This is a genomic window from Stenotrophomonas acidaminiphila (genome assembly GCA_002951995.1).
GTDB lineage: Bacteria > Pseudomonadota > Gammaproteobacteria > Xanthomonadales > Xanthomonadaceae > Stenotrophomonas > Stenotrophomonas acidaminiphila_A.
This window is the reverse complement of record CP019797.1, coordinates 3,004,482-3,023,539: the sequence shown is the minus strand read 5'-3', so window position 1 is coordinate 3,023,539 and position 19,058 is coordinate 3,004,482. Positions and strand designations below refer to the sequence as shown.

Here is a 19,058-nt window from a genome sequence, read left to right as displayed (position 1 = left end):
CGCGGCCTGCCGAACGCCCGGCCGCGCCAAGCCGAAACAAGGGCGCCGGTACGGACTGCCGCGCCGCCGCGCGCCCGGATCCAACCGCACCCCCGGCCATGTCTCTGACGGCGTCCGTCATCCGTAGCGCAGGCCTGCCTCGCACGCACCAGCGGGGCAGGCCGCAGCGGAGTGCGGGGGCGCCGCGTAGGTGCCGGGCTTGCCCGGCACGGGGTTGAGCATGCGGGGCAAGCCCCGCATCTACCCGAGCGATGCCGCGCCAATGCGGGGCGAGCCCAGCCTCTAGCCGTGCGACCTCGCGCCAGGATGACCTCCGTGCAGGTCCAGGCTGCGCGCGCCGCCATCCCTCGCATGTCCCCTGCGGACGGCGCCACCCCCGCCACCCCTGAACGTCGCCATCGGCGGGGTATGCGAGAATCGCCAGGATTTCCGTCCTTCCCGTTTACCTGGAATCCCCATGCTCCGAATCGCCATCGCCGCGCTGCTGGGCGCGATCAGCCTGACCGCCTGCGCGCAGCCGAAAACGCCCGAAACGACGGCCGCCGCCGCGCCGGCCCGCGCGGACGGCGCGGTCGAGAAGCGGGTGCGCGATGCGCTCCGGCAGCTGGACCCGAATTTCAACCCGGATTACATCGGCGCCGCGCCGTTCGCCGGCTTCCGCGAAGTGGTGGTGTCCGGCCAGGTGCTGTACGTCACCGACGACGGCCGCTACCTGCTGCAGGCCCAGCCCTACGACATCGAAAAGCGCGCGCTGGCCACCAGCGAGGGCCTGCTGGCCCACCGCCGCAAGCTGCTGGCGTCGCTGCCGCATTCGGACCGGATCGTGTTCGCGCCGCCGAATGCCAAGTACACCATCAGCGTGTTTACCGACATCGAGTGCGGGTACTGCCGCAAGCTGCACCAGGACATCGCCGAGCTGAACCGTCAGGGCATCGCCGTCGAGTACCTGGCGTTCCCGCGCATGGGGCTGGGCAGCAAGGACCACACCGACATGGTCTCGGTATGGTGCGCCAGCGACCGCAAGGCGGCGCTGACCGCGGCCAAGTCCGACCGCCCGGTGGAGCCGAAGAACTGCACCAACCCGGTGACCATGCAGTACACCGTCGGCCAGCAGCTGGGCATCAGCGGCACCCCGGCGATCTTCGCCGCCGACGGCACCCAGCTGGGCGGCTACCTGCCGCCGGCGCAGCTCAAGGCCGCGCTGGAGCGGCTGCCCGGCGCCGCCGGCAGCCCCTGATCGGTCGGCCCCGGGGCAGCGCGATGCCGCAGGTGTCGCGCCGCCGTGCTCCCGGCGCAGGGTGGACGGCGCTTGCCAGGCGCGCGGCGCTGCTTGCGCCGCTGCTCCACGCCGGCTGCGCGTCGGCACCGCCCACGTTCCAGGCCCACCGCGTCGCGCTGAGCCGCATCGACCATCCGGCGCCGGCGAAGCTGCCGCGCACGGACATCGGCTGGAAGATGGTGCGGTACCTGCAGGCCGACGGCGAGGCGCAGGAACCGCCCAACTTCGCCGACCGCTTCACCCTGTTCGTGGTCGGCTGCGGCAGCGGGTGCCGCCAGTACGCGCTGATCGACCGCCGCAGCGGCAAGGTCCACCCCGGCCAGGCGCTGAACAACGTCCGCTTCGACTACCGGCGCGACAGCCGGCTGCTGGTGGTCACCCATGCCGAGGGGGCCCGCTCTCCGGACATCGTCGATTACCTGGTCTGGGACGGGGCGCGGTGGCGCCGGGTTGGGCGCGAGGTCGGGCCGGCGCCCGCAGACTAGGCCCTGGCCGACTCCGCGGCCCGGCCGCGGCCGCCGTCGCCGGGCCCGGCCCAAAGCCGGCTCCGGTACAATGGCCGGCCCGACTCCCACCATGGTCTCCCGGACATGATCGTCCTCGAGGGCGCAGCCGCCCTTTCGCCGTTCCGCCGCGAACGTCTTGAATCCCGCCTGCAGTCCATCGCCGCCGATCTGCGCATCACCGGTGCCTGGCACGTCTATTTCACCCAGGCCGCCGATGCCGCGGCCGTCGACCGGGCCACCCTGGGCCGCATCCTGCAGGCCCAGCCGCACCCGGCCGAGGCGGCCGCGGGCACGGTCTCGCGTTACGTGGTGCCGCGCCTGGGCACGCTGTCGCCGTGGTCGAGCAAGGCCACCGAACTGGTGCGCGGCGCCGGCCTGGCGATCCAGCGCGTCGAGCGTGGTACCCGCATCGACCTGGCCGGCTGGCCGTCCGATCCGGCGCAGCAGGCGGCCGTGGCCCGGCTGCTGCACGACCCGATGACGCAGTCGCTGCTGGCCGACATCGCGCAGGCGCGGGCGCTGTTCGACAGCCCGGCGCGCAAGCCGCTGCAGCGCATCGCGCTGGCCGACCTGGAAGGCGCCAACAAGCGCCTGGGCCTGGCCCTGGCCGACGACGAGATCGAGTACCTGCGCCAGCGCTACGGCGAACTCGGCCGCGACCCGTCCGACGTCGAATTGATGATGTTCGCGCAGGCCAATTCCGAGCATTGCCGGCACAAGATCTTCAATGCCAGCTGGACCATCGACGGACAGGCGCAGGAGCGCTCGCTGTTCCGGATGATCAAGCACACCCACCAGCAGACCCCGCAGCACACGCTCAGCGCCTACAGCGACAACGCCGCGGTGATCGAGGGCGAGCCGGCCGCGCGCTACCGCCCGGACCCGGCCACCGGCCGCTACCGCAGCGAAGCGGTGGTGCCCAGTGCGTTCCAGATCAAGGTGGAGACGCACAACCACCCCACCGCGATCGCGCCGTTCCCGGGGGCCTCCACCGGTGCCGGCGGCGAGATCCGCGACGAGGGCGCGACCGGCCGCGGCGGCAAGCCCAAGGCCGGCCTGACCGGCTTCTCGGTCTCGCACCTGCGCATCCCGACCCTGCCGCAGCCGTGGGAGGCGCCGCGCGCGCTGAACCCGCGGATGGCGCCAGCGCTGGACATCATGCTCGACGGCCCGCTCGGCGGCGCCGCGTTCAACAACGAGTTCGGGCGCCCGAACCTGCTGGGCTACTTCCGCAGCTTCGAGCTGCCCGAGGACGGCATCACCCGCGCCTACGACAAGCCGATCATGCTGGCCGGCGGCCTGGGCGCGATCGACCGCGTGCAGGTGGACAAGCTGAAGCTGCAGGATGGCGACATCGTCATCGTGCTGGGCGGCCCGGCGATGCTGATCGGCCTGGGCGGCGGCGCCGCTTCGTCGGTGGCCTCGGGCGAGAGCGCAGAGGACCTGGACTTCGCCAGCGTGCAGCGCGACAACCCGGAAATGGAGCGCCGCTGCCAGGAAGTGATCGACCGCTGCGTGGCCATGGGCGCGGGCAACCCGATCAAGTTCTTCCATGACGTCGGCGCCGGTGGCCTGTCCAACGCCATTCCCGAACTGCTGCACGATTCCGGGGTCGGCGGCGTGATCGACCTGGGCAAGGTGCCGACCGACGATCCCTCGCTGTCGCCGCTGGAACTGTGGTGCAACGAGTCGCAGGAGCGCTACGTGCTGGGCATCCCGGCCGACCGCCTGGCCGAGTTCGCCGCGATCTGCGCGCGCGAGCGCTGCCCGTTCGCCGCGGTCGGCGTGGCCACCGCCGAGGAGCGGCTGGTGGTGGGGTATGGCGCAACGGTTGAAAGTGTCTATGGCAGCGCTGCCGCGACGGATAGCCCCGGCCCGGCGCAGCGCGCCGGGCGTTCGGACGAGCCGCGCGGCAGTGCCGCGCAAGCGGCTCCTCACCCGATCGACCTGCCGATGGACGTGCTGTTCGGCAAGGCGCCGAAGATGCACCGCGACACCGCGCACCCGCCCGCGCCGCGCTGGCCGCAGCTGAAGACCGCCGGCATCGACCTGCACGACGCCGGCCTGCGGGTGCTGTCGCACCCGACCGTGGCGGCCAAGAACTTCCTGGTCACCATCGGCGACCGCAGCGTCGGCGGCCTGACCGCGCGCGAGCAGATGATCGGCCCGTGGCAGCTGCCGATGGCCGATGTCGCCATCACCCTGGCCGGGTTCGACACCTACGCCGGCGAGGCGATGGCGGTGGGCGAGCGCACCCCGCTGGCGCTGCTCAACGCCGCCGCGTCGGCGCGCATGGCGGTGGGCGAGGCGATCACCAACCTGTGCGCCGCGCCGCTGACCTCGCTGGACACGGTCAAGCTGTCGGCCAACTGGATGGCCGCCTGCGGCCACGACGGCGAGGACGCGCTGCTGTACGACGCGGTCCGCGCGGTGGGCATGGAACTGTGCCCGCAGCTGGACATCAGCATCCCGGTGGGCAAGGACTCGCTGTCGATGCAGGCGCAGTGGCAGGCCGATGGCCGCACCGAGAAGTCGGTGTCGCCGGTGTCGCTGGTGATCTCGGCGTTCGCGCCGGTGGTCGACGCGCGCCAGCAGCTGACCCCGCTGCTCGAGCGCGAGGGCGAAAGCGAGCTGTGGCTGATCGGGCTGGGCGCGGGCAAGCAGCGCCTGGGCGGCTCGATCCTGGCGCAGACCCAGGCCGACCACAGCGCCCTGCCGGCGTTCGCCGGTGAAGTGCCGGACCTGGACGACCCGCAGCGCCTGCGCGGCTTCTTCGAACTGATCCGCGATGCACGTGAAGCCGGGCTGCTGCTGGCCTACCATGACCGCAGCGATGGCGGCGCCTTCGCCGCACTGTGCGAGATGTCGTTCGCCTCGCGGCTGGGCCTGGACATCGTGCTCGATGCCTGGGGCGATGACCCGTTCCGCAGCCTGTTCAACGAGGAGCTCGGCGCGGTGGTGCAGATCGCCCGGGAAGACCGCGCCGCGTTCGCCGACCTGGTCGAACGGCATGCCCTGACCGAGTGCGCGCAGCGCATCGCGCGCCCGACCACCGCGCCGGTGGTGCGCGTGCAGCTCGGCGGGCAGAGCCTGGCCGAATGGCGCTGGGAGGAACTGTTCGACGCCTGGTGGTCGGTGACCCACGCCATGCAGAAGCTGCGCGACAACCCCGAGGCGGCCGACCAGGAGCGCGCGGTCGCGCGCAGCTTCAACGCCCCGGGCTGAAGCCGAAGCTGGCGTTCGACCCGGCCGAGGACGTCGCCGCGCCGTTCGTTGCCACCGGGACGCGGCCGAAGGTGGCGATCCTGCGCGAGCAGGGCGTCAACGGCCAGATCGAAATGGCCAATATCTTCGAGCGCGCCGGCTTCGACGCGTTCGACGTGCACATGAGCGACCTGATCGAAGGCCGCGTGCGGCTGGCGGACTTCCGCGGCCTGGCCGCCTGCGGCGGCTTCAGCTACGGCGACGTGCTGGGCGCGGGCCGCGGCTGGGCCACCTCGATCCTGGAACGCCCGGCGCTGCGCGAAGCCTTTGCCGCGTTCTTCGCACGCCCGGACACCTTCGCCCTGGGCGTGTGCAACGGCTGCCAGATGATCAGCCAGCTCAAGGCCATCATCCCCGGCGCGGAGCACTGGCCGACCTTCCTGCGCAACCGCAGCGAGCAGTTCGAGGCCCGCACCGCGCTGCTGGAGGTGGTGGAATCGCCGTCGATCCTGCTGCGCGGCATGGCCGGTTCGCGGCTGCCGGTGGCGGTGGCGCATGGCGAGGGCCGCGCCGCGTTCGACAGCGCGGTGGACCAGGCCGCGGTGGACGTGGCGCTGCGCTACGTCGATGGCGACGGCCGCGCGACCGAACAGTACCCGCTGAACCCGAACGGTTCGCCCGATGGCATTACCGGCCTGACCACCCGCGACGGCCGCGTCACCATCCTGATGCCGCACCCGGAACGCACCCCGCGCACGGTCAACCTGAGCTGGGCGCCGAAGGGCTGGGGCGAGGACGCGCCGTGGCTGCGCATGTTCCGCAACGCGCGGGTGTGGTGCGGCTGAGCGCGCCACGCCATCGCCGGGTCCGTGGCGACACGGGCCCGCGGCGACGCCGCGCCGGCACGCCTGCGGCCGCGGATCGGGCCCGGCGCCGCTGTCGTGCCCGGCACGGCGGATGCGCGCCGCGCTGCCGCGCCACGGCGTACGGGCAGCGGGTACGCGTCGCCACGGGCGACTGCTAGAGTTCGCGGCGTCAGCCTCAGGGGACCGCCGGTCGTGACCACTACCGCACCATCCACGCCACGCCGCACCGGGGACGCCGTGTGCCCTTGCCGGTGATCCTGTTGCCGGTGGGCGTGGACGACGTGGCGCTCGACGCCTGCCTGGCGGCGCTGGAAGCGGCGACACCGGCCGGTACCCCGGTCTGGTTGGCCGACGACGCGCAGGGGGGGCCGCGGGTGCAGGCGGTGATCGAACCGTGGCTGGCGCGTACCCGGTTGCAGGCGGAGTACACCCGGCGCCCGCGTTCGATCGGTGAATCGGCGCACCTGGAACAGATGCTGCAGGCCTGCGGCGATGCCGACGTGGCGGTGCTGGCGCCCGACGCCGTGCCGCTGCCGGGCTGGCTGCAGCAGCTGTCCGACTGCCTGGCGCGCGATGCCTCCATCGCCACCGCCACGCCCTGGAGCAATGCCGGCGAGACCGTGGCCTGGCCGCGCGCCGGCGAACGCAATGCGCTGCCGGCCGATCCGGCGCGGCTGGCGCGCGCCTGCGCGTCGATGCCGCTGCTGCACCCGGAACTGCCCTCGGCGGTCACCCATGCGGTGCTCATACGCGGCAGCGCGCGGCGCCGCGCCGGTGGCCTGGACACGCAGAGCTGCGCCTCCTGGTACGCGGCGCTGGTGGACCTGAGCCTGCGCATGAGCGGGCTGGGCTGGCGCAACGTGCTGTGCGACAACGCCTTCGTCGGCCGCCACGACGAGGGCCGCCCCGCCGACGGCGACATGGAAGTGCTGGGCAACCGCTGGCCGGCCTGGACCGCGCGCCTGGCCGGCTTCCTGATGGACGATCCGCTGCATGGCCATCGCCAGCACCTGCTGCAGTTGTGCGAGCTGGCGGCGCTCCCGGCGCGGCAGCCGGACCTGTTCGGCGACGGTGACGGCGACGGCCCTGGATCGGAGGCGGCGTCGTGAGCGCAGCGATCGCGGTGGTGGTCGTCAGTTACCAGAGCGCGGCGACGCTGGACGAATGCCTGGCGCGGCTGCGCGCCGCGCATGGCGTGGCGCAGATCCGGGTGGTGGACAACGCCTCGGAGGACGGTTCGCTCGGCATCGTCCAGCGGCATGCGCTGGCCGATCCGCGCGTGCGCTTCATCGCCAACCCCGACAACCCCGGCTTCGCCACCGCCTGCAACCAGGGCGCGCGCGACAGCGACGCGCCGTGGCTGGCGTTCGTCAATCCCGACCTGATGGTCGAGGCCGACACGCTGGCGCGGCTGCACGCGCTGGGCCTGCCGCTGGGCGACTGCCTGCTCGGGGTGGAACAGGTGGACGAGCAGGGCCGTGCGGACGCGGCGGTGCGGCGCCGCGATCCCGACTTCGCCGCGATGCTGCGCAACCCGCGGCCGGCGCGCGGCTGGCGCTGGCCGCCGACCCGGCGCAACCGCTGCAGGTGGTGCCGGCGCTGTCCGGCGCGCTGCTGTTGATGCCGCGCGCGCTGTTCGAGCGCATCGGCGGCTGGGACGCCGGCTACCGGCTGCATGCCGAAGACCTGGACCTGTGCCGGCGCGCGCGCCAGGCCGGTGCGACGGTGGCCATCGCCAACGAACTGGCGGTGCTGCACGTGCGCGGCGTCTCCAGCCGCGCGCGGCCGTTCTTCGTCGAGTGGCACAAGCACCGCGGGCTGTGGCGCTATTTCCGCAAGTTCGAGGCGCCGCGCCGCGGCCTGGCGGTGCGCGCCGCGGTGTGGTGCGCGATCTGGGCGCATGCGGCCGCGCAGGTGCCGCGGCTGCTGCTGCGCCGCTGACGGCCCGCCGGCGCCAGCGCCCGGCATTCCCCCTGTTGTCCCGTGCCGCCTGCAAAGCCGCCGTCATTCCGGCGTGGTTCTCTTACGGTCGTGTGCTTTGCTGTGCGCATCCCCGGCAGTGCAACCGGTGCGGCGGTATGACCGCGGCGGCGGAAGTTTGCTGGGTGTTGGCTTGAATTGTGATCTAATTCACAATATTGGGTGATGTCCGATGGCGCAGGAGGCGGGATGCGGTGCGTAGGTGCGGTGCGGATGCGCAGGGGAATGGCCGGGTGAACCCGACGGAGTTGCTCGATGGGTATCGCGAACGTGCCTGTGCCCGGCAATGGCGGGGCTTCCTGCGGGCGATGGCCGCCGAATTCGACCAGGCGCTGCCGGAGGAGGAATCGGCGCGGCTGATGGCGCGTATCGGGCAGCGCTTTGCCGACGCCCATGCGCTGCCACCGGTGGCGACGGTCGAGGCCCTGCAGGCCGCGGTCAACGCGGTGTGGGCGGACTGCGAATGGGGGTGGGCGGCGTTCGAGGAGCGCCCCGACCAGCTGCGCATCGTGCATGCGGCCTCGCCGCTGGCGGCGGCGCTGGGGGGTGGCCGCTGGCACCACGGCTTCCTGGAAGGCGCCTACCGGCACTGGCTGCGTGGCGCCGGCATGCTGGCGGTTCTCGACGTGCGCCACCTGGCCACCGGCAACCGCGACGTTTCGATCTTTGGCGTAGGGCGGGTGTTTTGACGATGCATGGGATGCGTTTGGCATGAGCAGCAGGCAACCGGCGGCGCCGCCGCCGTGCGATGACGACGTGGCGGGCCTGTTCATGAAGCTGGGTGACGGCAAGGGACGGCCGGAGTACCGGCAATTCCCCGAGGCCGCGCTGCCCGCCGCGACGACGCGGCCGGCTGCGCCGGCGGCCATGGAAACCGTGGCCGGCGCGCAACCCGCGCCTGCGGCCGAGCCGCCCGCCACGCCGGCGGACACGCCACTGTCGCAGTTGTTCCGCAGGCTGGCCGACGCCGGCGGGACGATTCCGGACGACAGCCCCCTGGTCCGCTTGCGCGGGCAATAGGAGTGGGGCACCGACGCCACGCAGGACCGCCGTGACAGGCGCTCCGACCGGCAAGGCCGCCCGCAGGGGCGGCACACAGGGGAAATCAATGAGACTTTCAATCAGGCCCGAGGGCTCGCAGGCCCTGGCTCGCCTTGGCTTGGCCGCGCTGGTGCTGGTGGGCGTGCTGCTCATCGCCTTCGTCGTCACCGTGCCGCTGGACGTGACCCAGCAGCTGCTGTTCTCGCTGGCGGTGTTCGGCATCGGCCTGTGCCTGCGGCGCGCCCGCAACCGCACCGTGCCGCTGCTGCTGATGGGGCTGTCGCTGGTCATGTCCAGCCGCTACATGTGGTGGCGGCTGACCGAGACCATGGGCATGGGCAGCGTGGTCGACCTGACCCTGGGCTTCGGCCTGGTGATGGCCGAGGTCTACGCGTTCGTGGTGCTGGTGCTGGGCTACTTCCAGGTGGCCTGGCCGCTGCACCGGCGTTCGCTGCCGCTGCCCGGGGACCAGTCGCTGTGGCCGACGGTGGATGTGTTCATTCCCACCTACAACGAACCGCTGTCGGTGGTGCGCACCACCGTGCTGGCGGCGACGGTGATGGACTGGCCGGCCGGCAAGTTGAAGATCCACCTGCTCGACGACGGCCGCCGCGAGGAATTCCGCGCGTTCTGCGAAGAGGTGGGGGTGAACTACGTCACCCGCACCAACAACAACCACGCCAAGGCCGGCAACATCAACGCGGCCTTGAAGAAGTCCGACGGCGAGTACGTCGCCATCTTCGACTGCGACCACGTGCCGACGCGCTCGTTCCTGCAGATGTCGATGGGCTGGTTCCTGCACGACGCGCGGCTGGCGGTGGTGCAGACGCCGCACTACTTCTTCTCCGCCGACCCGTTCGAGCGCAACCTGGGCACCTTCGGCAAGGTGCCCAACGAGGGCGAGCTGTTCTACGGCCTGCTGCAGGACGGCAACGACGCCTGGAACGCGACCTTCTTCTGCGGCTCGTGCGCGGTGATCCGGCGCGCGCCGCTGGAAGAGGTGGGCGGGGTGGCGGTGGAGACGGTGACCGAGGACGCGCATACCGCCATCCGCCTGCACCGCGCCGGCTACCGCAGCGCCTACATCCCGGTGCCGCAGGCTGCCGGACTGGCGACCGAGAGCCTGTCGGCGCACGTCGGCCAGCGCACCCGCTGGGCGCGCGGCATGGCGCAGATCTTCCGCGTCGACAACCCGATGCTCGGCCGCGGCCTGAGCCTGGTGCAGCGCATCTGCTACACCAACGCGATGCTGCACTTCTTCTACGGGCTGCCGCGCATCATCTTCCTGACCGCGCCGCTGGCGTTCCTGTTCTTCGGCGCGCACGTGATCCATGCCTCGGCGCTGATGATCTTCGCCTATGCGCTGCCGCACCTGGCGCAGGCCAGCCTGACCAACCTGCGCATCCAGGGCGGGCACCGCCACCTGCTGTGGAACGAGGTCTACGAGACCGCGCTGGCCTGGTACATCCTGCGGCCGACGCTGATGGCGGTGATCAACCCACGGCTGGGCAAGTTCAACGTCACCGCCAAGGGCGGCCTGGTCCACGCCAGCTATTTCGACGCGCAGATCGCCCGCCCGTACCTGCTCCTGCTGCTGCTCAACCTGGCCGGGGTGGTCGCTGGCATCGTCCGCCTGGTGATGGCCGACAGCAGCGGCGAGGTCAACACCATCTGGCTCAACCTGGGCTGGACCTTCTACAACATGGTCATGCTCGGCGCGGTCATCGCCACCTGCAGCGAGCAGCGCCAGATCCGCCGCGCACACCGCGTGCCGCTGGAAATGAAGGCGCTGCTGCACCTGCCCGACGGACGCGCGCTGGCCTGCAGCACGGTCGATTTCTCCACCGGCGGCATGGCCATCCGCCTGGACGAGCCGCAGCCGGTGCAGCCCGATACGCCGGTGGAGATCGAACTGCGCCACCGCCAGCGCAGCCAGCGCCTGCCGGCCCTGGTACGCCACGACCGCGACGCGCAGGGGCTGAGCCTGCAGTTCGGCGCGCTGAGCATCGAGCAGGAACGCTGGCTGGTCGCTTCCACCTTCGCCCGCGCCGACATCTGGGTCTCGCTGTGGGGCCGGCACGAGCGCGACACCTTCCTGCGCTCGCTGTCCGACGTGCTCCGCGCCAGCCTGCGCGGCTTCCATCGCCTGGGCCGATTCGTCATCACGAGGGGGCGGCACGACGACGCTGCCCGGCCCGCCCCCGGAGAAACCGCATGAAGCACTGCCTGCACATTCCGCCGACCTCCCACGCGCGTACGCGCGGCGCCTGGCTGGCCTTCACCCTGGCCCTGCTGGCCGGCGCCACCCATGCGCAGACTCCCGCCGCCGCGCCCTCGCCGCCGGGCCTGCAGCCGGAGATCGCCGCCGCGCCCGTGCCGGGCGCGCTGCCGCTGCAGCGCAGCCGCGCCACGCTCAAGCAGCTGGGGCTGGACTATGAAGTGACGCTGCGTGGCGTGCAGGGCACGGCCGGCATCCCGTTCTCGATCCGCGCCGACCAGGTCGTCGACCACGCCGCGCTGCGCCTGAAATACACCTATTCGCCGGCGCTGCTGCCGGACCTGTCGCACCTGCGCGTCACCGTCAACGACGTCACCGTGGCGACGCTGCCGGTGTCGGCCGAGGAGGCCGGGCGCCCGGTCGAGCGCGACGTCGCCATCGATCCGCGCCTGGTGACCGGCTACAACCGCATCAACCTGCAGCTGATCGGCCACTACACGCGCGAGTGCGAGGATCCGGACCACAGCAGCCTGTGGGCCAACATCGACAGCGCCAGCTACCTGGAACTGGGCTGGCTGCCGCTGCCGTTGAGCAACGACCTGGCGCTGCTGCCGGTGCCGTTCTTCGATGCGCGCGACACCCGCCGGCTGGAGCTGCCGTTCGTGTTCGCCGGGCAGCCGGGCAACGGCCAGCTGCAGGCCGCCGGCATCGTGTCGTCGTGGTTCGGGGCGCTGGCCGGCTACCGCGGCGCGCTGTTCCCGGTGTCCACCGGGGTGCTGCCGGCGCGCGGCAATGCGGTGGTCGTGGCGACGCCGCGCAACCTGCCGGCCGGGGTGGCGCCGGTCGAAGTGTCCGGTCCGACGCTGGCGGTGGCCAGCAACCCCAACGATGCCGCCGGCAAGCTGCTGCTGGTGCTGGGCCGCGACGATGCCGAACTGCGCGCGGCGGCCACCGCGCTGGCGCTGGGCGCACCGCTGTCCGGCGCCAGCGCGACCCTGCGCGAGGTCAAGGACGCCACGCCGCGCAAGCCCTACGACGCGCCCAACTGGGTGCCCAGCGACCGCCCCGTGCGGTTCTCCGAACTGGTCCGCAGCACCAGCGAGCTCAACGTGGTCGGTTACAACCCGGACCTGATCCGCATCGGCCTGCAGTTGCCGCCGGACCTGTTCGTGTGGCGCAAGGACGGCATCCCGGTGGACCTGCGCTACCGCTACACCCTGCCCGAAGGCGCGGACAAGTCCGCGCTCAACATCAGCATCAACGATGCCTTCGTCACCACCCTGCCGCTCAACGGCCGCCCGCTGGCGACCTCGGTACCGCGGCAGATGTGGCAGAAGCTGGGTGCGCGCGGCGCGATGCCGATCCGGCAGCCGCTGCTGCTGCCGACCGGGCCGTTGTCGGCCAGCAGCCAGCTGCGCTTCCATTTCTTCTTCGACCGCCCGCGCGCGGAGGAATGCAAGAACACCTTCCCGGACGTGTCGGCCGCGATCGACGACGCGTCCACCATCGACCTCAGCGGTTTCGCGCACTACATGGCGATGCCCAACCTGGCCGCCTTCGGCAACGCCGGCTTCCCGTTCACGCGCATGGCCGACCTGGCTGACAGCGCGCTGGTGATGCCGGACAACGCCAGCGGTGACGACGTGGCCAACGCGCTGGCGCTGCTCGGCCGCATGGGTGCCTCGACCGGCTATCCGGCGCTGCGCACGCGCGTCATCCAGGCGCGCCAGGTCGACGAACACGCCGACCAGGATCTGCTGGTGCTCGGTTCGCGCCGCAACCAGCCGCTGTTCGCGCGCTGGGCCGCGGCGATGCCGGTCGGCGACGCCGCGCAGGCCCGCCGCTTCGGCCTGTCCGACTGGCTGTTCGACAAGCTGCCGGCGTTCCTGTCGCCCGACGCGCGGCGTACCGACCTGCCGACCGTGGCCGAGGTCGGCGTGCGCCCGGCGCCGGGCGACGTGCTGCTGCAGGGCTTCGAATCGCCGCTGCGCAAGGGCCGCAGCGTGGTGGCGTTGATGGCCGACGAACCGGCCCACGTCAACCGCCTGTTCGAGGCCTGGTTCGATCCCGAGCGCCTGCGCCAGTTCCAGGGCAGCGTGGTGCTGCTGCAGGGCGACAAGGTGCGCAGCCTGGCCGGCAACCAGACCTACTACGTCGGCGAGCTGCCGCCGCTGCTGGCGCTGCGCTGGTTCTTCGCCCATCACCCGCTGTGGATGGCGCTGGGCGTGGGCCTGGTGTGCCTGCTGTTGGCGATGCTGGCCGCCTGGCTGCTGCGGCGCCATGCGCGTGCGCGCCTGAAGGTGGCGGGCTGAGCATGGCGCCGGCTGCCGCGCGCATGCTGTCCCGGCGCGACCTGCTCGGGCTGATCGCCGCGGCCGCGGCGGTCGCGGCCTGCCCGCTGCGGGCGGCGACCGCCTGCGGCGTGGCGTGGCGCGACTGGCAGGGCTTCGTGCAGCGGCACCTGCAGGACGACGGGCGGATCATCGATTTCTCACACCCGGACCAGCGCAGCACCTCCGAGTCGCAGTCCTATGCGCTGTTCTTCGCGCTGGTGGACAACAACCCGGTGTTGTTCGACCGCATCCTGGCGTGGACCCGCCGCCACCTGTGCGGCGGACGCCCGGACCTCAACCTGCCGGCGTGGCTGTGGGGGCGCGCCGCTGACGGGCAGTGGCGCGTGCTCGACGCCAATACCGCGTCCGATGGCGAGCTGTGGATCGCCTATGCGCTGCTCGAGGCCGGGCGCCTGTGGAACCGCCCCGGGCTGGCCCAGGCCGGCCGCCAGGTGCTGGCGCTGATGCGCACGGCCGAGGTGGTCGAGCTGCCGGGCTTCGGGCCGATGCTGCTGCCCGGCAACCGCGGCTTCGTGCAGCGCGACCGCTGGCTGCTCAATCCCAGCTACCTGCCGCTGTTCGTGCTGCGCCGGTTCGCGATGGTCGACCCGCGCGGCCCGTGGGCGCGGCTGGCCGAGCGCAGCGTGGCGCTGCTGCGCGCGGCAGCGCCGGTCGGCTTCGCGCCGGACTGGATCGCCTGGAACGGCACCGCGTTCGTGACCGACCCGGGCAAGGGCGCGGTCGGCAGCTACGACGCCATCCGCTGTTACCTGTGGGCCGGCATGACCGACCCCGGCGAACCGCTGCGGCGGCGCCTGCTCGACGCCCTGCCGGGGCCGGCCCGGCTGCTGCGCGCGCGCGGCGGCTTCGCCGAGAAGATCCAGACCCGCAGCGGTTCCGCCGACGGCGCCGCGCCGGCCGGCTTCTGCGCCGCGCTGCTGCCGTACCTGTCGGCGCTGGGCCAGAGCGCCATGGCGAATGCGCAGGCCAGCCGCATTCCCGCGCCAGGCCCCGCCGCCGACGCCCTTGGCTACTACGACCGCGCCCTGGTGTTGTTCGGGCGCGGCTGGATGGACCGCCGTTTCCGTTTCGCTGCCGACGGGCGCCTGATGCCCGCGTGGAGTACGACATGTTCCGCAAAAACCTGAAACCGCTGTACCTGCTCGGCCTGTGCGTATTGACCGCGCCGGCCTGGAGCCAGAACGCCGCCTCCACCCGGCAGCTGGTCAACCAGGGCAACTACTGGCTCGACCAGGGCCGCGAGGACCTGGCCGCCGATGCCTGGCGCAAGCTGCTGGCGGCCGACCCGGCGCAGCCCGACGCGCTGCTCGGGCTGGGCCTGATCGACCTCAACCAGGGACGTCGCGCGGAAGCGCAGCGGCGCCTGCAGCAACTGCAGTCGCGGCATCCGTCGGCGGCGCAGACCGCGCGGCTGCGTGCGGCGCTGGCGGGCGGCGGCAGCGCCGCCGGCGGTTCGCTGCAGGCGGCGCGCAGCGCGGCGGCGGCCGGTCGTTATGCCGAAGCGGTCAAGGCCTATGACGAGGCCTTCGGCGCCGGTGGGCCGCCGGATACGCTCGCGCTGGAGTACTACCAGGTGCTGGCCGGCACCCAGGACGGCTGGACGCGGGCGCGCGACGGCCTGCGCCGGCGGGTCGCCGCCGAGCCCGACAACGCTGCCGCCGCGCTGGCCCTGGCGCAGGTGCTGACCTACCGCGAGCCGGGCCGGCGCGAGGGCATCGCCCAGCTCAGAACGCTCAGCCAGCGCCCGGATACCGCCGGGCCGGCACGCAGCGCCTGGCGCCAGGCGCTGCTGTGGCTCAACGCCACCCGGGCCGACGCGCCGCTGTTCCAGGCGTTCCTGGAGCTGCAGCCGGACGACCGCGAGATCGCCGCGCGCCAGGCCCAGCTGCGCGACCAGGCGATGCGTGCCGAGCCCGCGCCGGACCCGAACCAGCGGCTGCTGGGCGAGGGTTTCCGCGCCCTGCAGGGCGGCACCCTTGACGTCGCCGAGGCGCGCTTCGCGCAGGTGCTGCGGGCGCAGCCGAAGAACACCGAGGCGATGGGCGGGCTGGGCTCGGTGCGGCTGCGCCAGGAGCGGTTCGGCGAAGCCGCCGAACTGTTGCGCCCGGCGGCCGCGGCCAATGGCAAATGGCGCGGTGCGGCCAACGCCGCCCGCTACTGGCAGACCCTGCAGGAAGTGCGGCGGCAGCCGGGAACCGACGCGGCGGCGAAGGTCCGCGAAGCCATCGCGCTGCAGCCTTCCGAACCCACCGGGTACGTGCTGCTGGGCGACCTGCTGGGCGCCGGTGATGCCGCCGCGGCCGAGACGAGCTACCGCAAGGCGCTGGAACTGGATGCCGGCAACGCCGGCGCGCTGCAGGGGCTGGGCACGCTGCTCGGCCGGCTGGGCCGCGCCGACGAAGCCGCCGTAATGTTCGAGCGGCTCACGCCCGAGCAGCAGGAACGTGCCGGCGGCGCCGCGGTGCTGCGTGCCACCCTGGCGCGCGCACGCGCGCAGCAGGCGATCGCGTCGGGCAGCCTGGAAATGGCGCAGATCGAACTGGAGGATGCGGTGCTGCAGCAGCCGCGCGATCCCTGGCTGCGGCTGGAACTGGCGCGTCTTTACCAGCGCCTGGGGCGCCCGGACCAGGCCGACGGCATCATGGCCGGCCTGCGCGCGCAGGACGCGGATGCGCCGCAGTCGCTGTTCGCGCAGGCGTTGTTCGCCCGCGAACGCAACGACTGGAATGGTGCCTGGGCGCTGCTCGAGCGCATCCCCGCGGCAGCGCGCGATGCCGAGATGCGCGCGTTGCACGACACCGTCTGGGTGCAGCTGCAGGCCGCGCAGGCGCGCACCCTGATGCAGGGCAACCGCGTCGGCGAGGCGCAGCTGCTGCTGGCCCGCGCCGAGTCGGCGCTGGGCGAACGCATCGACCAGCCCGGCATCGCCGCCGCCCTGGCCGGCGCCTACGCCGACATCGGCAGCCAGCAGCGCGCGCTGGCGCTGGCGCAGCGGCTGATGCAGGGCAACCCGGACGTGGACAACCGCCTGCAGTACGGCGAGGTGCTGCTGCGCGCGCGCCAGGACGCCGAGCTGGCGGCCCTGCTGCGGCAACTGGGCGATGCCAGCCTGGACCCGGCGCAACGCAGGCGCCTGCAGGCCCTGCGCAGCGGCTACGTGCTGCGCCAGGTCGATGCGCTGCGCGAGCTCGGCAACCTGGAGGGCGCCTACGACGTGCTGGCGCCGGTGCTGGCGCAGCAGCCGCAGGATCCGCAGACCATCGCCGCGCTGGCGCGCCTGTACGCCGCCGCCGACGACCACGGCCAGGCGCTGGCGCTGTACCAGCAGTTGCTGCAGCTGGCGCCGGGCGATGTCGATGCGATGCTGGCCGCGGCCGGCAGTGCCGCGGCAATGCGCGACCTCGGCACCGCCGAGCACTACCTGGAACAGGCGCTGGCACGCGCGCCGCAATCGCCGGAGGTGCTGGCCGCGGCCGGGCGGGTCTACCGTGCGGCGGGCAAGAACCGCCGCGCCGAGAGCTACTTCAAGGCCGCCATCGCCGCCGCCGCGCGCGGCGCGGGGCAGCCGGACAACGGTTATCCGCACGCCAGCACCGCGCTGGCCGGCGCCGGCCGTGCCTTCAATCCCTTCGCCGGGATCACCCGCGGCAACACCCGGCCGGCCGCGCTGCGCGCCGATCCGGCGCCGCTGCCGGCCAGCGTCGCCGCGCTTGCCGCCACGCCGCCGGCCACCGCCAGGCTGCCGCCCGCGCAGGTCGACGCCGACGGCCTGCCGGCCCCGGTGCTGGCAACGTCCGCCATGCCCGCGGTGCCCGCCGCGGCCATCCCGGCACCGCGTCGTGGCGCGGCGCCGGCCGCACCGGCCGGCATGTCGCCGGCCCCGGTCCGCGGGGTGATCGACGAACTGCGCGAACTGCGCGCCGACAGCAGCAGCGCGCTGGCCGCCGGCGCCGCCTACCGCAACCGTGACGGCGAAGCCGGGCTGGGCCAGCTGGCCGACCTGCAGGTGCCGCTGCAGGCCCGTTTCGGCGTCGGCGACGGCAAGCTGCAGGTGGCGGTGACGCCGACGGTGCTGGACGCCGGCCGGGTCGACGACGCCTATGCCTCGGCCAGCCGCTTCGGCGCCGGTCCGCAGCTGGCGTTGTCCGGGGCCTTGGCCGCCGACCGCGCCCCGGTCGACGACCTGGTCGGCTCGTCGCTGTACCAGGCGCTGCTGACCAACGGCGCCACCACCGCGACCCGCAACCTGATCTACGAACGCGCGCTGGACAGCGGCCGCTACCAGGAGCTGTTCAACCAGACCGACGCCACCCTCACCGCGGCCGAACGCCGCAAGGCCACGCTGGAGCTGCTGTACGCCGATCCGCTGCCGGACTACATGCTGGGCCGCGACCTCGGCAACACCCCGATCGCCGATATCGCCCGGCAGGTGCTGGGCAGCACCGCGCTGCTGCGCGGGCTCAGTGCCGCCGAGCAGGCGCAACTCAAGGCACTGGCCGGAGGCAGCAGCGCCGCGCAGACGCCGCTGGCGTTCCAGGACACGCTGTATGCGATGGTGGCCAACGCCGCCGGCGCGCGCCGGCTGGGTTCGCAGGACGCCAGTGGCGCCGGGCTGTCGGTGGGCTTCGAACAGGGCGGCTTCCACGCTGACGTCGGCACCACCCCGCTGGGCTTCGGCGAAACCGGCATCGTCGGCGGGGTCGGCTACCGCGGCCGCGTCGGCGATACCCTGACCTGGTCGGGCGAGGCCTCGCGGCGCGCGGTGACCGACAGCCTGCTGTCCTTCGCCGGCGTCAGCGACGCCCGCAACGGCCTGCAATGGGGCGGGGTGACCGCGACCGGCGCGCGCATGGCCGCGACCGTGGACAACGGCCTGCTCGGCGGCTACGCCAGCCTGGCGTGGCACCGCCTGCAGGGCACCCACGTGGCCGGCAACGACCGCCAGGAACTGGGCGCCGGCGTCTACGTGCACGCACTGGAAACGGCGAACCAGTCGCTGACCGCGGGCCTGAACCTGACCGCGATGCAGTACGACCGCAACCTCAGCGGCTTCACCTACGGCCATGGCGGCTACTTCAGCCCGCAGCGCTACGTGGACGTGGGCGTGCCGCTGCACTGGAACGGGCGCAGCGCCGCGCAGCGGCTGGCCTGGCAGGTCGACGCCAGCGTCGGCGTGCAGAGCTTCAAGGAAGATCCGGCGGACTATTTCCCGCTGGACCCGGCGATGCAGCAGGCGGCCTACGACGCCGCGTCGCTGGCCGCGCTGCTGGGCCTGACCCCGCGCTATGTCGAACCGGTCTACAGCGGCCAGACCAAGACCGGGGTGTCCTACAACCTGAGCGCGGCGGCCGAATGGCAGTTGTCCACCCAGCTGTTCCTGGGCGGGCGCATGGAGTTCAACAACGCCCGCGACTACCGCCAGTTCGGCACCAACGTGTACCTGCGCTTCCTCCTCGACCGCCTGGGCGCGGGCCTGGGCCGGCAGCCGCAGCCGCTGCGCTCGCCCTACGCCGCGGACGAATGACCGCTGCCCGCGTGCCCGGCCCCGGCCGGGCCCGCGGCCCGCGGGCAGGGGAGGCCGCCGCGGCGGCGGCCCCGGGCCGGGACCGG

9 protein-coding genes and 2 pseudogenes are annotated in these 19,058 nt (G+C 72.9%); all 11 read left to right on the top strand.

Annotated elements, in window-relative coordinates:
- Positions 1-457 precede the first annotated feature (457 nt).
- The 11 genes and pseudogenes from B1L07_13465 to B1L07_13415 all read left to right on the top strand — a co-directional run bounded on the left by B1L07_13465 (position 458) and on the right by B1L07_13415 (position 18,972).
- Positions 458-1,237 carry a disulfide bond formation protein DsbC gene (locus B1L07_13465; GenBank protein ID AUZ55923.1) on the top strand — a complete coding sequence of 260 codons (780 nt, stop codon included), beginning with the start codon at positions 458-460 and terminating at the stop codon, positions 1,235-1,237.
- Between the two features lie 23 nt (positions 1,238-1,260).
- Positions 1,261-1,764, top strand: a complete 504-nt coding sequence (locus B1L07_13460; protein AUZ55922.1) for a hypothetical protein — start codon at positions 1,261-1,263, stop codon at positions 1,762-1,764.
- Positions 1,765-1,869: 105 nt separating this feature from the next.
- Positions 1,870-5,834, top strand: a pseudogene (locus B1L07_13455) (phosphoribosylformylglycinamidine synthase).
- Between the two features lie 260 nt (positions 5,835-6,094).
- Positions 6,095-6,964, top strand: a complete 870-nt coding sequence (locus B1L07_13450) for a glycosyltransferase (GenBank protein AUZ55921.1) — start codon at positions 6,095-6,097, stop codon at positions 6,962-6,964.
- Positions 6,961-7,796 (top strand): annotated as a pseudogene (locus B1L07_13445) (glycosyl transferase). The gene B1L07_13450 and the pseudogene B1L07_13445 overlap by 4 nt, the downstream one beginning before the upstream one ends.
- A gap of 272 nt (positions 7,797-8,068) precedes the next feature.
- Positions 8,069-8,524, top strand: a complete 456-nt coding sequence (locus B1L07_13440) for a cellulose synthase (protein AUZ55920.1) — start codon at positions 8,069-8,071, stop codon at positions 8,522-8,524.
- A gap of 22 nt (positions 8,525-8,546) precedes the next feature.
- The gene (locus tag B1L07_13435; GenBank protein ID AUZ55919.1) at positions 8,547-8,855 is read left to right on the top strand and encodes a hypothetical protein; all 309 of its coding nucleotides are present in this window, start codon (positions 8,547-8,549) and stop codon (positions 8,853-8,855) included.
- A gap of 88 nt (positions 8,856-8,943) precedes the next feature.
- The gene (locus B1L07_13430; protein AUZ55918.1) at positions 8,944-11,094 is read left to right on the top strand and encodes a UDP-forming cellulose synthase catalytic subunit; all 2,151 of its coding nucleotides are present in this window, start codon (positions 8,944-8,946) and stop codon (positions 11,092-11,094) included.
- The gene (locus B1L07_13425) at positions 11,091-13,406 is read left to right on the top strand and encodes a cellulose synthase regulator BcsB (GenBank protein ID AUZ55917.1); all 2,316 of its coding nucleotides are present in this window, start codon (positions 11,091-11,093) and stop codon (positions 13,404-13,406) included. Before B1L07_13430 ends, B1L07_13425 begins: the two co-directional genes overlap by 4 nt.
- Before the next feature lie 23 nt (positions 13,407-13,429).
- Positions 13,430-14,575 (top strand): endo-1,4-D-glucanase, encoded by a 1,146-nt coding sequence (locus B1L07_13420; protein AUZ56606.1) that lies wholly within the window; start codon positions 13,430-13,432, stop codon positions 14,573-14,575.
- Positions 14,557-18,972, top strand: coding sequence for a cellulose synthase (locus tag B1L07_13415; GenBank protein AUZ56607.1), 4,416 nt, complete (start codon positions 14,557-14,559; stop codon positions 18,970-18,972). The genes B1L07_13420 and B1L07_13415 overlap by 19 nt, the downstream gene beginning before the upstream one ends.
- Positions 18,973-19,058 lie beyond the last annotated feature (86 nt).

Coding starts and splice junctions, on each gene's coding strand:
- B1L07_13430 (AUZ55918.1), top strand. CDS start 8,944: ATGAGACTTTCAATCAGGCCCGAGGGCTCGCAGGCCCTGGCTCGCCTT.
- B1L07_13425 (AUZ55917.1), top strand. CDS start 11,091: ATGAAGCACTGCCTGCACATTCCGCCGACCTCCCACGCGCGTACGCGC.
- B1L07_13415 (AUZ56607.1), top strand. CDS start 14,557: ATGTTCCGCAAAAACCTGAAACCGCTGTACCTGCTCGGCCTGTGCGTA.
- B1L07_13420 (AUZ56606.1), top strand. CDS start 13,430: ATGCTGTCCCGGCGCGACCTGCTCGGGCTGATCGCCGCGGCCGCGGCG.
- B1L07_13435 (AUZ55919.1), top strand. CDS start 8,547: ATGAGCAGCAGGCAACCGGCGGCGCCGCCGCCGTGCGATGACGACGTG.
- B1L07_13460 (AUZ55922.1), top strand. CDS start 1,261: ATGCCGCAGGTGTCGCGCCGCCGTGCTCCCGGCGCAGGGTGGACGGCG.
- B1L07_13465 (AUZ55923.1), top strand. CDS start 458: ATGCTCCGAATCGCCATCGCCGCGCTGCTGGGCGCGATCAGCCTGACC.